This window comes from Morganella morganii, assembly GCF_019243775.1.
GTDB classification, from domain to species: Bacteria; Pseudomonadota; Gammaproteobacteria; order Enterobacterales; family Enterobacteriaceae; genus Morganella; species Morganella morganii.
In genome coordinates this window covers 623,145-638,547 of record NZ_CP069157.1, presented here as the reverse complement: position 1 = coordinate 638,547, position 15,403 = coordinate 623,145, and the positions used below count along the sequence as shown (strand labels likewise).

Genomic DNA, 15,403 nt, shown 5'->3' with positions numbered 1-15,403 from the left:
TGACGTTTTGTTAACGTATCACGCCGCCGTTCCCTGATTAATGAACAGAAAAGTGACGGCGGGTCTTACGCAGTAATAAAAAAATCCATGGCCATAAGATACCATTGACCAGACTGTTCCAGAAGACTTCCGGATGAAACACAATATCGGACAATAAAAATTCTGACCAGAAAACAAAGAACTGCATCAGCACTGACAGCACCATAATGACCAGCGACTGCTGCCACAGCGCCATATTGCGCAGCAGCTGATGTCTGAATGAGACCAGATAGGTGACGATAGACAGGCTCAGGGCATGCACGCCGAGCGTGGAACCTTCAATCAGGTCAATGATCATGCCGAGAAAGAAAGCGGAGCCGACACTGACGCGGTGCGGCAGCGCCATCACCCAGTAGATAAGAAACAGCATCGCCCACGACGGACGGTAAAACTGAATCTGCTCCGGCCAGGGCATGATTTGCAGTACCAGTGCTATCAGAAAGGAGAGCCAGACAATAATCCGGTTTTGTCCCCGGTAGGTATTCATTGTTGCGGCCTCATCCTCAGCGGCCGGGCCGGTGCGGAATCAGCAGCCGGATCCTGAGCGACCGGTGCGGCAGTGGCTGGCGTGTCTGCCGGTTTTGGCTGTGCGGGTTTAGGTCCGGCCGGTTTCGGTGGTGTCGTTCCGGCGGAAGGTGCCGGAGCGGCAGGTGCGTCCGGGGCTGCCGCAGCCGGGTCAGTTTCCGGCGTCTGGACAGACGGGATCACCTGCGGCATAACCTGCATGATACGTTCGTTGGCCGCGCGGTACACCTCAGACGGGCCGGAAGGCTCACGCGGGTTGCTGTCTCCGCCCCATAATAAGAGCAGATAACGCAGACGCTGAAGGTCAGCCGTCGGTTTGGCACTGATAATGGTATAAGCGCGCTGATTATCCACTTTTACCGAAGAGACGATCCCGACCGGGTAACCTTCCGGGAAACGGCCGCCGAGGCCGGAGGTGACCAGCACATCCCCCACGCGGATATCAATATTGTTCGGCAGTGGTTCAAGCTGTAAATCGTCAGTACATCCGGTGCCGGATGCAATGACGCGAATGTCGTTACGCAGCACCTGAATCGGCAGTGCGTGAGTGGTATCGCAGATCAGCAGAACACGGCTGGTTAACTGAGACACGGCAATCACCTGCCCCACCACACCTTTATCACTGATCACCGGCTGGCCGTCATACACGCCGTCACGGCTGCCTTTGTCGATCACCACCTGGTCACGGTACGGGGTGTTGGCTCCCGCCATCACCTGGGTGACCATCATGTGCTCATCCTGACGCAGCGGTGAACCGAGCAGCTCACGCAGCCGGGCATTTTCCTGCTTAAATTGTTCAAGCAGTTGATTCTGACTGCTTTTAACCAGCAGTTCCTGGCGCAGAGCGCGGTTTTCAAATTCCAGCTGCTCGCGGGTGGCAAAGTTATCAGAGATACCGTCCAGTAACTGACGCGGGCCGTTGGCTAAAAAATAGAACGGGCTGACCGCCGTATCCAGATAGTTACGGATTTTGGTAAAAGCATCAATCCGGTTATCAACCACAATCAGTCCGATGGCAAAAATAACCGCAACAACAATGCGAATCTGAAGGGAAGGCCCCCGGCTAAAAATCGGCTTCATAGGATGCGATATCAGGCACTACAGTAATTCCGTCCGGGAAGACAGAGTGTGTATCCGGCGAGCTGGGGGAGCGGACTCCCCCGGCCTGCAGTATTGAACGGACGGGAGTCCGCTTATTCTTCACTGAGAAGATCGCTGCCGTGCATGTCGATCATCTCAAGTGCTTTGCCGCCACCGCGGGCGACACAGGTCAGCGGATCTTCCGCGACGATCACCGGAATCCCGGTTTCTTCCATCAGCAGGCGATCCAGGTTACGCAGCAGAGCGCCGCCACCGGTCAGCACCATTCCGCGTTCGGAGATATCAGATGCCAGCTCCGGCGGGCACTGTTCCAGCGCCAGCATGACGGCACTGACAATACCGGTCAGCGGCTCCTGGAGGGCTTCCAGAATTTCGTTGGAGTTCAGGGTGAAACCGCGCGGAACCCCTTCAGCCAGGTTACGGCCGCGGACTTCAATCTCAAGCACTTCGTCAGTCGGGTAAGCCGAACCGATTTCGTGTTTGATGCGTTCTGCGGTTGCTTCACCAATCAGTGAACCATAGTTACGGCGCACATAGTTAATGATAGCTTCGTCGAAACGGTCGCCGCCGATGCGGACAGAGGAGGAATAAACCACACCGTTCAGGGAGATAACCGCCACTTCGGTAGTACCGCCGCCGATATCCACCACCATGGAACCGGTCGCTTCTGATACCGGTAAACCGGCACCGATAGCCGCCGAAACCGGCTCTTCAATCAGATAAACTTCACGTGCACCGGCGCTGAGCGCGGATTCACGGATGGCACGGCGTTCAACCTGGGTTGCACCGACCGGCACACACACCAGAACACGCGGGCTCGGGCGCATAAAACTGTTACTGTGAACCTGTTTGATAAAATGCTGGAGCATTTTCTCGGTCACAAAAAAGTCAGCGATAACACCGTCTTTCATCGGACGGATTGCTGCGATATTGCCGGGGGTACGACCCAGCATGCGTTTGGCCTCATGACCAACAGCAGCAACACTTTTGGTTGAACCCGGACGATCCTGGCGGATAGCCACGACAGACGGTTCATCCAGAACAATGCCTTGTCCTTTGACATAAATCAGGGTATTGGCTGTACCCAGGTCAATCGACAGGTCGTTGGAAAACATGCCACGAATTTTTTTTAAACATACAAAAGGATAATCCTGCAAGCCGGGGACGGGGAAAAACCCGTCTACTTTACCAACCACGTTTCTTTGCGACAAGCCACAGATTGCACCTTGCCAACAGCGTGTCCACATCACATCAGGGAGCGGTCTATTCTAGATAATTTTTATATACTGCGCAGTATAAAGCTGCATAAAAACGCAGACTTTTTCACATATTTGAGGAAATACGCGCAGGCAGATTAAAATTAATGTAAAAAATCCGGCAGTTGCCCTCTTTTTTCATTAATTCCTGCAAACTTCCGAACAGTTGACCTGTAACTATGCATCAAGTTCAACCGGATTCTATATAATATACGCAATCTTACAATCGGCCTGACGCCCGCTACCTCTATCTTCGCATTAAAACCATCTGCTTAATCACAGATAAGACGGCAAAAATACCGGGTTATTCACCGGATTATGATGAATCAGCAGCACCCTTTACTCAGAATAATCTCAAAATAACCTGAAATATAAATATCCGTATCCCGGATACAGACCCGTTATATCCCGTTCTGTCCGTATTCAGCGCCATAATATTTCCGGGACTTGCCAATCTGCCGGTGCGGATGCACTATAACGCACCACAACGGCAGACAACTATTCACAACGGCTTATTCCTGCGCTGTTCATCTTACGTAAGATCCGCCTCCGGAACGCCGGTTATGTGAGCACACCGGCAGAAAAGCACCCTGACCTCCGGGCGTACCTGTTAAAAGACCGGCAGGCAGACTACTATCAGCAAACGGATACAGGATGCAGACAGATAATACGTATGATTAACTGGTCAGCCTTGTGCCGGTTCCGGTCTGTTCAGACCAGTATTTTGCTGCGAACTGCAATGAAATGTTTATAATGTCGCCCTTCCTCCGTAATAATTAATATTACCGGTGGTGAGAAAAAGGTGACAACACATTAACATCGCGTTATCTTGTGCGTTTACGTTAGATTGCAGGAGATGGCAGCAGGATGACCGAAAGTTATCATATATTGTTACTGAACGGCCCGAATCTTAACCTGCTGGGCACGCGGGAACCCGATAAATACGGGACGCTCACTCTCGCGGATATCGTTACAACGCTGACCCGCGATGCCGGTCAGTGTGGCGTTACACTAAGCCACCTGCAATCCAACGCCGAGCACGAACTCATCGACAGAATTCATGCTGCACGGGGAAACACCGATTTTATTCTGATAAACCCGGCCGCATTCACTCACACCAGTGTGGCTCTGCGTGATGCCCTGCTGGCCGTCAGCATCCCGTTTATCGAGATCCATCTGTCGAATGTACACGCACGGGAGCCGTTCCGTCACCACTCTTATCTTTCTGATATCGCCACCGGCGTTATCTGCGGGCTGGGTGCGGAAGGCTACCGTTATGCTTTACAGGCAGCGGTTCACCGTCTGTCACAATTAACTCAACACTAAGAGTACGGAATCATCTCATGGATATTCGTAAAATAAAAAAACTGATCGAGCTGGTCGAAGAGTCCGGTATTTCTGAGCTGGAAATTTCTGAAGGCGAAGAGTCAGTACGCATCAGCCGCGCTTTACCGGTTCAGGCTATGGCCGTACCACAGCAATACAGCGCACCTGTTCAGCAGCCTGCCCTGGCAGCCGCTGTTGCACCATCCGCAGGTCTTGCTGATCCGGCGCCGGAAAAAGAGATTGCCGGCCATGTGGTCCGCTCTCCGATGGTGGGTACGTTCTACCGTTCACCAAGCCCGGATGCGAAAGCCTTTATTGAAGTCGGTAAACAGGTCAATGTCGGTGACACCCTGTGCATCGTCGAAGCCATGAAAATGATGAACCAGATCGAAGCTGACAAAGCCGGTGTGGTTAAAGCAATTCTGTTAAAAGACGGCGATGCTGTCGAATTTGACGAGCCACTGGTCGTCATCGAATAACGGGGCGAATCATGCTGGAAAAAATCCTTATTGCCAACCGGGGTGAAATTGCACTGCGGATCCTGCGGGCCTGTAAAGAGCTCGGGATCAAAGCGGTCGCTGTTCACTCTTCTGCGGATCGTGATTTAAAACACGTTCTGCTGGCTGACGAGACCATCTGTATCGGTCCGGCAGCCTCTGCGAAAAGTTATCTGAATATCCCGGCCATTATCTCTGCTGCTGAAATTTCCGGCGCACAGGCCATCCACCCGGGGTACGGATTCTTATCTGAAAACGCTGATTTTGCCGAGCAGGTTGAACGCTCCGGCTTCACGTTTATCGGCCCGAAAGCTGAAACCATCCGCCTGATGGGCGACAAAGTTTCTGCTATCCGTGCGATGAAAGAAACCGGCGTTCCGTGTGTGCCGGGCTCTGACGGCCCGCTCAGCGACGATATGCCGCTGAACCACACCATTGCCAAACGTATCGGTTTCCCGGTCATCATCAAAGCCTCCGGCGGCGGCGGCGGACGCGGTATGCGCGTTGTCCGCAATGATGAAGATCTGGAAGAAGCGATTGCAATGACCAAAGCCGAAGCCAAAGCGGCTTTCAACAACGACATGGTTTACATGGAAAAATTCCTTGAGAACCCGCGTCACGTTGAAATCCAGGTTATGGCGGATGGTCAGGGCCATGCTGTTTATCTGGCTGAACGCGACTGCTCCATGCAGCGCCGTCACCAGAAAGTGGTGGAAGAAGCCCCTGCACCGGGTATCACTCCGGCGCTGCGCAAAAGCATCGGCGAACGCTGTGCCAAAGCCTGTATCGATATCGGCTACCGTGGTGCCGGTACCTTTGAGTTCCTGTTTGAAAACGGCGAGTTCTATTTCATCGAAATGAACACCCGTATTCAGGTAGAGCACCCGGTTACTGAAATGATCACCGGTGTTGACCTGATCAAAGAGCAGCTGCGTGTCGCATCCGGCCTGCCGCTCTCTGTGAAACAGGAAGATATCAAAGTAAAAGGTCACGCGATCGAATGCCGTATCAATGCCGAAGATCCGCACACCTTCTTACCGAGCCCGGGCAAAATTACCCGCTTCCACTCTCCGGGTGGTTTCGGTGTCCGCTGGGAGTCTCATATTTACGCCGGTTATACTGTACCGCCGTATTATGATTCAATGATCGGTAAGCTCATCACCTATGGTGAAACCCGCGAAATTGCTATCGCCCGTATGAAGAATGCGCTGGCGGAACTGATTATCGACGGTATCAAAACCAATATCGAGCTGCACCAGCTGATTATGAATGATGAGAACTTCTGTAAAGGCGGCACCAACATCCATTATCTGGAGAAGAAACTCGGCCTGCACGAGGTCTGATTTTCTGTCGCTTTTCTTTCTCAGGCCCCTGTCAAACAGGGGCTTTTTTATAAAGAGCTTTTTATAAAGAGTATGTTATGCCCTGGATCCAAATACGATTAAATTCCACCGGTGCTGATGCCGAAGTTATCGGTGATGAACTGACTGAAACCGGTGCGGTCTCCGTTACCTTTCAGGACAGCCACGACACCCCGATTTTTGAACCGCTGCCGGGGGAAACCCGCCTGTGGGGCGACACCGACGTGATCGGCCTGTATGACGCTGAAACGGACATGAAAGCCGTTGTTGCGCAATTACAGCAGCACCCGCTGCTCGGCGAAAACTTTGTCCATAAGATCGAACAGATTGAAGACAAAGACTGGGAACGCGAGTGGATGGATAACTTCCACCCGATGCGTTTCGGTCAGCGCCTGTGGATCTGCCCGAGCTGGCGTGAGATCCCTGACCCTGATGCGGTCAATGTGATGCTCGATCCCGGCCTTGCATTCGGCACCGGTACCCACCCTACCACCTCTCTGTGCCTGGAATGGCTCGACGGGCTGGATCTGAACGGTAAAACCGTGATCGATTTCGGCTGCGGCTCCGGGATCCTGGCGATCGCCGCCCTGAAACTGGGTGCGAAAGAAGCTATCGGTATCGATATCGATCCGCAGGCGATTCAGGCCAGCAGGGACAACGCAGAGCGCAACGGCGTTTCAGACAGGCTGACCCTTTACCTCTCTGATAAAAAGCCTCAGACGCTCTCTGCGGACGTTGTGGTGGCCAATATCCTGGCCGGCCCGCTGCGTGAACTGGCTCCGGTGATCGGCGCACTGCCGCAGGCCGGCGGATTACTCGGGTTATCCGGTGTGCTCGCCACTCAGGCGGAAGGTGTGGCAGATGCTTACCGTGACGTCTTTGAGATTGATGAGATTGCCGAAAAAGAAGAATGGTGCCGGATTACCGCGACAAAATGCGGCTGATATTCTTACTTTTTGGTATATAAATCGTGCATTTGCGTGATTCAGTGAATATATTTTAAGCAGTTTCACGCAAACGCATTTTATTCTGAAAATTAAATCAGAAAACCGCACTGTATGCTATTTTACGCTAACTTATTGTTACAAAACATTAATTAATAAAATCTGAAAAAAGCAATAAAAAAAAATTTCGCCGTAAAGGTCGATTTGCTCAAAGTTTGTCCTTTCATATCTTTGAAAAAATGCGTAATATACGCGCCCTTGCAGTCACAGTATGGCCACACTTCTTCGTCTATGCGTATCGGACAATACCAGTTGAAAAACCGCCTTATCGCGGCCCCTATGGCAGGCATCACCGATCGGCCTTTCCGGTCGTTGTGCTATGAAATGGGCGCGGGTATGGCCGTCTCAGAGATGCTCTCTTCCAACCCTCAGGTCTGGAAGACGGACAAATCGAGATTACGCATGGTACACAGTGATGAGCCAGGTATCCGTTCTGTGCAGATAGCCGGTAATGATCCCGGTGAAATGGCGGCCGCGGCAAAGATTAATGTTGCCGGTGGTGCGCAGGTCATCGATATCAATATGGGGTGTCCGGCAAAAAAAGTGAACCGTAAGCTGGCAGGCTCCGCCCTGCTGCGTTATCCGGCGCTGGTGGAAGAGATTCTGAAAGCGGTGGTTAATGCGGTGGACGTGCCCGTCACACTGAAAATTCGCACCGGCTGGTCACCGGAAGAACGGAACTGTGTCACGATTGCCCAATTGGCCGAGCGTTGCGGTATTCAGGCTCTTACGATCCATGGCAGGACCCGCGCCTGTCTGTTTAATGGTGAAGCCGAATACGACAACATCCGGACAGTTAAGCAGACTGTTGCCATCCCGGTTATTGCCAATGGCGACATTACTGACCCGCTTAAAGCCAGAGCAGTACTGGACTACACCGGCGCAGACGCGCTGATGATTGGTCGTGCTGCTCAGGGAAGACCCTGGATCTTCCGGGAAATCCAGCACTATCTGGACACAGGCGAACTGTTGCCGCCCCTGCTCGGTGCAGAGGTGAAACGCATAATGTGTGAGCATGTGCGGGAATTGCACGACTTTTACGGTCAAAGCAAGGGAGCCCGCATAGCCCGCAAGCACGTTTCCTGGTATATGCAGGAACATGCACCTGATGTTCAGTTTCGGCGCACATTCAACGCCATTGAGGATGCCGGCGAACAGCTGGAGGCGTTGGAGGCATATTTTGAAAATTTTTTGCGTAAATAAAGAAAAGAGCTGACAGAACTATGTTCGAACAACGCGTAAATTCTGACGTACTAACCGTTGCTACTGTAAATTCACAAGATCAGGTAACTCAAAAGCCGTTACGTGACTCAGTTAAGCAAGCACTGAAGAACTATTTTGCTCAATTAAACGGTCAGGATGTTAATGAACTGTATGAGCTGGTACTGGCTGAAGTTGAACAGCCATTGTTGGACATGGTGATGCAATACACCCGTGGTAACCAGACCCGCGCTGCCCTGATGATGGGTATCAACCGCGGTACTCTGCGTAAAAAAACTGAAAAAATACGGCATGAACTAAGTAATACCGTTTAATGCATTGAATCGAAAAGCCTTTTCAGGATAACTGAAAGGGCTTTTTTGTTGCCTTTATCATAAGTAATTCTGCCTCATTGTTTTTCCTCTCCCCGCTGTGTTTAATAATACTGTAACGGCTTGCGCAGCGGACAGGATTCTGTACGCACCGCTGTTCAGAATATAAAGGGAGTTATATATGGATAATCAGTATCTATTATTATATGGAAGCTTCTTATATGCATGATTATATGAGAAATTTTAATCCCCCCTTTTCCTTCTCCCGGGATAAGCACAATTAAAAAGCAACAACCGGAGTGTTCTGTTTCTTTTCCTCTTCCATGATAACCGCAGATATTTCGCCGGGCAGCGAAGCATTGATTTTCCTGTCCGCTACTATCCCCGGTACAGCAGCCCGGATATCAGGAGAGAGAAATGAACACACTGCAGCAGGCATTACATCAATCATTACAGGCAGTTCAGGCGGAGAATTCCCCGGCATTGATACACAGCGGGAAATTACTGAATTTTGTACCGTCACAAATTTCACAGCTGCAGGATGACCTGTTGTGCCTGTACGGGCAGCCGCTGCCGCGTTTTCCGGATCCGCAGGATATCAGCGGCAAGCTGGAAGCAGCACAGCGACTGCACCGGCAAATTTCCGCGCAGAATGGGGTGTTGTGGCAGCATTTCCGGAAAGAAGCCGCAAAGCTGAACCCGGCGGATGATGCCGCACTGACCGATGTGCTGCTCCGCTGACTGTTCACCCGCCTCTCTGCCGCAGACCATACCTGAACGAAAACGCCTTTTCCGCGCAGCAGAAAAGGCGTTACTGTTTCTCATCAAACCAGGGCTGCTGAAATAACCGGACGATCAGCGCGAGATTGTCCTGTCCGACAGCAGCACCAATTTCATCACACAATCCGGTTTTGATGGCCTCATAAGCGTCATAGCATTGCTGCCCGTGCGGTGTCATTTTCACCCCCTTGAGCTTTTTACTGCCCTGAACATCAAAGATGGTGATTAATCCCTTCTCTTCCATCTGTCGGATGAATTTATGAATCGCCTGACGGGAGATGGTCACTGTCGCGGAAATATCGGCTATGGATACCGGCTGGTCATACACCCTCGATAAAATGTACCACTCCGAATTACTCATGTGAATTTCGCTCCGGACATTCCAGAGCGCATCAATCCGCTCACGGAGCAGTGTGTGCCGCTCACTGATAAGGTCAATAAAATCCAGGTCGTTTAATGCAATTTTCACGCGCTCCCCCTTTCCTTTTTGTGCAGTATACCAAAAACACTTCGTCAACTAAGTTGACCATTGTCGCAAAGTGCGTTACTTTCCTTTTCGTCAACTTGGTTGATGAAATAATAGGATAAGAATGTGACTACAGAGGCAGCAATACAGGTACGCTACCCGAAAATGATGCTGAGCGTACTGATGGCCGGGACATTTACCGGTCTGTTCGGGGAAACCGCATTAAATATGGCGCTCACCAATCTGATGAGCCAGTTCTCTCTCTCCGCCGGTCAGGCACAGTGGCTGGTGACCGGCTATCTGCTGACCCTGGCGGTGTTTGTGCCGGTGTCGGCGTTTCTGGTGCGCTGGTTTAATACCAGGGTACTGATCCTCACGGCGCTGTGTGTGTCGCTCGCCGGTTGTCTGATTGCCGCACTGGCCCCCGGTTTTGCGGTACTGCTTCTGGGGCGGGTTATTCAGGCCGTCGGTACCGGGGTGATATTGCCTGTGATGATGAGTGCCGCACTGCTCATTTTCCCGGTCTATCAGCGCGGGATGGTGATGGGAATGGTGGGGATTGCCATTACCCTGGCACCGGCGCTGGGGCCGACAATTTCCGGCTTTATTATCACCTTGTTCAGCTGGCATGCCATTTTCTGGCTCAGTGCGCTGGTCTATGCCGCCATCATTTTACTTGCCGTGAAGTCTATTGCGCCGATTGGTGATATCACCAGACCGCGTATTGATATTTTGTCTCTCCTGCTTTCCTCCGCCGGATTCAGCGGCATCATCTACGGGCTGGCTATCCTGGCGGAACACAGCCTGCGTGATCCCGCTGTCTGGGGTTCCCTGCTGGCGGGGGTTCTCTGCCTTGCCGTATTTGCCCGCCGTCAGACGCACATGGCGATGCCGATGATCCACCCGGATGTGTTCCGTAATCCGCTGTTTATTATTGGCCTGATCATGATGATCCTGAGCATGATGAGTGTGCTCTCCGCCGCGATTATTCTTCCGGTATTCCTGAAAGATGTGCTGATGCTGAGCGCGGCAATGGCCGGGATCCTGCTGCTGCCGGGCAATATTATCAACGTACTGTTCTCACCACTTATCGGTTTTCTCTATAACCGGTTTGACTCGCGCCCGTTTGTGGTCTGCGGCTCCCTGTTTATGCTGATGAGTTCTGCGCTGTTTCTGTATGCCGTCGGGGAGAACTCACCAGTGTGGCAGATTGTCGCCGCTTTTATGCTCCTGTGTCTGGGTGTCACCTGTGTGATTATGCCCGCGCAGACTACCGCGATGAGTGCTTTACCCGCCCGGTTATATGCTGATGGCTCTGCTGTCTGGAATACCTTTTATCAGGTAGCCGGCGCCGTCGGTACCGCATCGGCCATCTCTCTGATGTCTTTTTACCGTGATGCGGCAGCAACACAGCAGACAGCAACCGCGGCACTGGCGTCGGGGATCCATGCCGTATTCTGGCTGAGCCTGCTGCTCGGTCTGTTATCACTGGTTTTCGCCTTCTTCCTGAAGAAACCGCATCCGCAGAATGATGCGGCGTAATCACCTGTATTAACCCTGATGGCTGCTCCGGCAGCCTTTTTCATTATTTATCACAGCCGTCATCCGCACACATGCCTTTTGTGACGGTAATAATTATCATTCAATGAGATAAGATGTATGACTGCACTTTACCGCACTTCCCTGTTCCGGCTTTCGCTGGCGGCTTTACTGGTTGCCGGTGTCTGCCACGCCGCTGAAGATGAAATCGTGGTCACCGCCGCGCCGCCTGCCGTCAGTCCGCTGGAAAATAACGGCACATACCGCGCCACACACAGCGACAGCGCCACCAAAACGGCCACGCCGCTGAATAAAGTCCCTTCCTCGGTCTCCGTGATCAGTGAGGAGGAAATCACCGCCCGCAATCCTGCCACACTGAAACAGGCACTGGGATACACACCCGGCGTAGTGACCGGCACCTCCGGCAGTTCATCCGTTTTCGACAGTGTGATGATGCGCGGCTTCCATAATGTCAGCCAGAATATCTATCTGGACGGATTAAAAGTTCAGGGGGATATGTATGCGGAAAGCAGGATGCTGCCGGAATTTATGCAGCGGATTGATGTGCTGAAAGGCCCGGCTTCTGTGCTTTACGGGCAATCCAATCCGGGCGGCGTGGTCACCATGACCTCCAAACGGCCGCAGATGAACCCGCTGCGGGAAATCCGCTTACAGGCGGGGAATCACCACCTGTGGCAGACCGGGTTTGATCTCAGTGATGCCCTGAATGATGAGGAAACACAGGCTTACCGCCTGACCGGCACACTGCATGACCAGCACCAACAGCAACAGGGGGAGCGGGAACGGTATTATGCTTTACAGGGTTCTTATCTCTGGCAGCCGGATGATACCACTTTTTTACTGCTTACCGCCCAGGCCATGAATGCGCCGCGTAACGGCTATTACGGCTGGCTGCCGCGTGAAGGTACCGTTGACGGCGGCGCTGCCGGGAAATTGCCGACCGGTTTTAACGAAGGCGAGCCGGGCTATAACCGCTTTGAACGGCAGCAGCGGCTGATCGGCTGGCAGTTTGATCATACATTCAATGATAACTGGTCACTGCATCAGGGCGTGCGTTACCAGCAGATCAGCACCAACTGGCGCACTATTTACGGCAGCGGATTATGCAGCAGCAATCCGGCGGCCTGTTACGGCGTGCCAAAGCAGGAGCTCTCATCAATGCTTGCCCGCAGCCATATACGTAATGACGAACGGCTGTCCGGCCTGGTCACTGATACCCATGTCATCCACAACATCAGCGGCCACGGCTGGCGCAATACCCTGATGACAGGTGTGGATTACTCACAGCTGCGCAACCGGATGGTTAATGAGGTCGGTGTTGCTGCCCCGCTGGATCTGCGATCCCCGCAATACGGCAATCTGACAATCATCCCGGGGATAAATTCGAAAGCAATAAATAAAAACCACCAAATCGGGATCTACGCCCAGGATCAGCTCTTTCTGAAGGACTGGACATTCACCCTCGGCGGCCGTTATGACGAAAACACCAGCAAATCCCGCGGCCGCGATAACATCAGCGGTGATACCACTCATCACCAGACTGACCACGAGTTTACCTGGCGCGGCGGTGTGAACTATCAGCTGCCTTATGGTTTCGCTCCGTATTTCAGCTACAGCGAATCCTTTGAGCCAAGTACTGCGGCCACGGTCAGCGGCAAACCGCTGGATCCGTCACGGGGTAAACAGTATGAAGCCGGGCTGAAATACCTGCCGGAAAATGCCGCGCTGTCTGCCACACTCGCCGTTTATGAGCTGACCAAAGACAATAACCTGCACCGTGACCCGCTGAATCCGTTTTTCAGTGTGCAGGGCGGAAAAATCCGTTCGCGGGGGATTGAGCTGGAAACCAAAGCGGCGCTGACCTACAACTGGAACCTGATCGCCGGCTATGCTTATACCGATACCCGTTTCCGTCAGCAGGCGGAGAATACCAATCATCACCCCGCGATGGTACCGGCGCATACCGCCTCTCTGTGGACAGATTATACCTTTGACACCACGCCGCTCAGCGGCCTGACTATCGGCGGCGGCGTACGCTATAACGGCAAAACACAGGGGGATGATGCCAACAGCTTCACTGTTCCCGCCTATACCGTGGCGGATATGATGCTGCGCTACCGGCTTGATAACCTCCCGGCTCTTGAAGATGCGGAGATCGCGCTGAATATCAATAACCTGTTCAATAAACACTATGTATCTGCCTGCTTTACGGATGCAGCATGCAGTTGGGGCAATGACCGGCAGATAACCACCACACTGACCCTTCACTGGTAAAACAGATAAAAAGGGGGATTCCGCAATAAACCGGAATCCCCGAAAAGGCGGGATCACTAAGAGAGACCGCTGCCCGCCGCAGCGCACTGCACATCAGGCCTTATTCATCGCCTGAGTAAAAAATTCATCACTGTAAGCCTGTGCGAAGTGGAAGGAGGCCATCCGCTCAGCCAGACGGAAGAACGCTTCCACTTCCTGTGCATTGAGGATTTTCCGGTCGCGGATGCGTGTTTCCAGCTCAGCCAGAGCGTTACGGGATAACCGGGTCACTTCCGGAAGATCAAAACCGGTCAGCATGCCGTTTTGTTTGCGGATCACACCGTCGGCCAGCACAGTATCGATATCACCGGTATGTGTCATCTGCACCACACTGCCTGCGGCGTGCACCGGTGCCACAAAACCATCTCTGTGGCGGATAATAATGATGTCCGCTTTTTTCCCGGCCACCAGCGAGCCGATCTCGTTTTCCATGCCCAGCACCTGTGCTGCGCCGAGGGTCGCCCAGTGCAGAGCCTCGCGGACAGTCGGGGTAATTTCAAACGGCATAGTATCGCGCTGATGTACTTTTTCATTCGCCAGTGCACGTTCAATCTGCAGTGCCATATTCATCTGAGTGAACAGATCATCTGTTGTCACACCGGTGAAATCCGTTCCGAGTGCAAACGGGATCCCATACTCCGCACAAGGCTGATAAGGCAGGAACCCCATCCCCATCTGTAACTCGCTGGACGGCGTGCTCGCCACATGGCCGCCGCTTTTGGCGATCAGTTTCCAGTCTTCGCCGGTCAGCCCGTTACTGTGGGCGTGGATATGTCCCGGCAGCAGTAAACCGTGGTCGTCCAGTTCACGCAAACCACGCAGCAGAACCGAGGTTTTGGCCGCCCCGGTGTGTGAGGCGTGTTTCAGGCCGAGACCATCCGCCAGACGGATCTGTTTTGCCGATTCAGCAAACGGCACCGTACCGGGATCGGAAATCAGCATCCCGGCTGTCAGCCGATCCTGGTCGCGGAACAGGGTTTCAGAGATCTCACGGGCACAATCACGCCGTGCATCCATGGAAGCAAAACCGGCGGGTTTAAAATCATACACCTGCATACCATAACCGTAGACACCACGGATGCCGCTGTCCTTCATAGCAGCAACAGCATTAGCGGCATGTTCCGGTGAGTTAACACAGTCATTCACCTCATAAACCGTTGTCGTACCGGCATTCAGAGCGCTGATATTACCGTTCAGAACCGCCGCATACATATTGTCTGCCGTCATCATTGCGCCGAATGCATGGAAGGTATTGATAAGAAATGCCGGTAACGACTCTTCCGCCGAAACACCACGGAACAGTGCCATCCAGTTATGGCGGTGCGCATCGATCATGCCCGGAGTGACAATCGCCCCTTGTGCATCAATCACCTGCGCATCGGTGTGGTGATCAAATGCCTGTATATCCGCACTGATTGCGCTGATCCGGTTGCCCTCGATCAGTATCGCGCCGTTGATAATATCGCCGGTGGCATCATCCATTGTGATGATTGTGCCGCCGCGAATGATTTTTTTATTCTTTTCCATGCAGGCCTCTCTGGTTAATATCAAAAATGTACTATACAGTACATTATAATCTGATTATAAAATCAACCTGTAAATCGGCAGCATAAAATCCATCTCATTTTCCGGGAAAAAAACAC

Annotated in this window: 13 protein-coding genes and 1 pseudogene; 9 read left to right on the top strand and 5 right to left on the bottom strand. The window is 52.6% G+C overall.

Annotation, left to right across the window (positions count from 1 at the left end):
• Positions 1-37: 37 nt before the first annotated feature.
• The 3 genes from mreD to mreB all read right to left on the bottom strand — a co-directional run bounded on the left by mreD (position 38) and on the right by mreB (position 2,780).
• Complete coding sequence (mreD, locus tag JL661_RS02950) at positions 38-526, bottom strand: rod shape-determining protein MreD (protein WP_004236292.1); 489 nt, start codon at positions 524-526, stop codon at positions 38-40.
• Complete coding sequence (mreC, locus tag JL661_RS02945; RefSeq protein WP_036416556.1) at positions 523-1,644, bottom strand: rod shape-determining protein MreC; 1,122 nt, start codon at positions 1,642-1,644, stop codon at positions 523-525. Before mreC ends, mreD begins: the two co-directional genes overlap by 4 nt.
• Before the next feature lie 113 nt (positions 1,645-1,757).
• Positions 1,758-2,780, bottom strand: a complete 1,023-nt coding sequence (gene mreB / locus JL661_RS02940; RefSeq protein WP_218481018.1) for a rod shape-determining protein MreB — start codon at positions 2,778-2,780, stop codon at positions 1,758-1,760.
• A gap of 1,008 nt (positions 2,781-3,788) precedes the next feature.
• Here mreB and aroQ point away from each other — a divergent pair.
• The 7 genes and pseudogenes from aroQ to JL661_RS02905 all read left to right on the top strand — a co-directional run bounded on the left by aroQ (position 3,789) and on the right by JL661_RS02905 (position 9,382).
• Positions 3,789-4,247, top strand: a complete 459-nt coding sequence (gene aroQ / locus JL661_RS02935) for a type II 3-dehydroquinate dehydratase (protein WP_004236289.1) — start codon at positions 3,789-3,791, stop codon at positions 4,245-4,247.
• Between the two features lie 17 nt (positions 4,248-4,264).
• On the top strand, positions 4,265-4,726 hold the full coding sequence (gene accB, locus JL661_RS02930) for an acetyl-CoA carboxylase biotin carboxyl carrier protein (RefSeq protein WP_004236288.1): 462 nt from the start codon (positions 4,265-4,267) through the stop codon (positions 4,724-4,726).
• A gap of 11 nt (positions 4,727-4,737) precedes the next feature.
• Entirely contained in the window at positions 4,738-6,087 is a 1,350-nt protein-coding gene (gene accC / locus JL661_RS02925; RefSeq protein WP_004240542.1) for an acetyl-CoA carboxylase biotin carboxylase subunit, read from the top strand.
• Positions 6,088-6,164: 77 nt separating this feature from the next.
• On the top strand, positions 6,165-7,049 hold the full coding sequence (prmA, locus tag JL661_RS02920; RefSeq protein ID WP_032097981.1) for a 50S ribosomal protein L11 methyltransferase: 885 nt from the start codon (positions 6,165-6,167) through the stop codon (positions 7,047-7,049).
• A 291-nt stretch (positions 7,050-7,340) separates the two neighbouring features.
• Positions 7,341-8,312 (top strand): tRNA dihydrouridine synthase DusB, encoded by a 972-nt coding sequence (gene dusB / locus JL661_RS02915; protein WP_062771935.1) that lies wholly within the window; start codon positions 7,341-7,343, stop codon positions 8,310-8,312.
• Between the two features lie 20 nt (positions 8,313-8,332).
• Positions 8,333-8,630, top strand: a pseudogene (gene fis / locus JL661_RS02910) (DNA-binding transcriptional regulator Fis).
• Positions 8,631-9,058: 428 nt separating this feature from the next.
• Positions 9,059-9,382 (top strand): hypothetical protein, encoded by a 324-nt coding sequence (locus JL661_RS02905; RefSeq protein WP_062771938.1) that lies wholly within the window; start codon positions 9,059-9,061, stop codon positions 9,380-9,382.
• Between the two features lie 70 nt (positions 9,383-9,452).
• Here JL661_RS02905 and JL661_RS02900 read toward each other — a convergent pair whose 3' ends face one another.
• Positions 9,453-9,890, bottom strand: coding sequence for a MarR family winged helix-turn-helix transcriptional regulator (locus JL661_RS02900; protein WP_004240547.1), 438 nt, complete (start codon positions 9,888-9,890; stop codon positions 9,453-9,455).
• Positions 9,891-10,013: 123 nt separating this feature from the next.
• On the opposite strand from JL661_RS02900, the gene JL661_RS02895 reads away from it, so the two are divergent.
• Positions 10,014-11,429: a DHA2 family efflux MFS transporter permease subunit gene (locus JL661_RS02895; RefSeq protein ID WP_225310120.1), complete on the top strand. Its 1,416-nt coding sequence runs from the start codon at positions 10,014-10,016 to the stop codon at positions 11,427-11,429.
• Positions 11,430-11,546: 117 nt separating this feature from the next.
• Positions 11,547-13,721 (top strand): ferrichrome porin FhuA, encoded by a 2,175-nt coding sequence (fhuA, locus tag JL661_RS02890; RefSeq protein WP_046024754.1) that lies wholly within the window; start codon positions 11,547-11,549, stop codon positions 13,719-13,721.
• A 93-nt stretch (positions 13,722-13,814) separates the two neighbouring features.
• Here fhuA and JL661_RS02885 read toward each other — a convergent pair whose 3' ends face one another.
• A complete protein-coding gene (locus JL661_RS02885; RefSeq protein ID WP_004236276.1) occupies positions 13,815-15,287 on the bottom strand; it encodes an amidohydrolase family protein in 1,473 nt (490 codons plus the stop codon).
• Positions 15,288-15,403 lie beyond the last annotated feature (116 nt).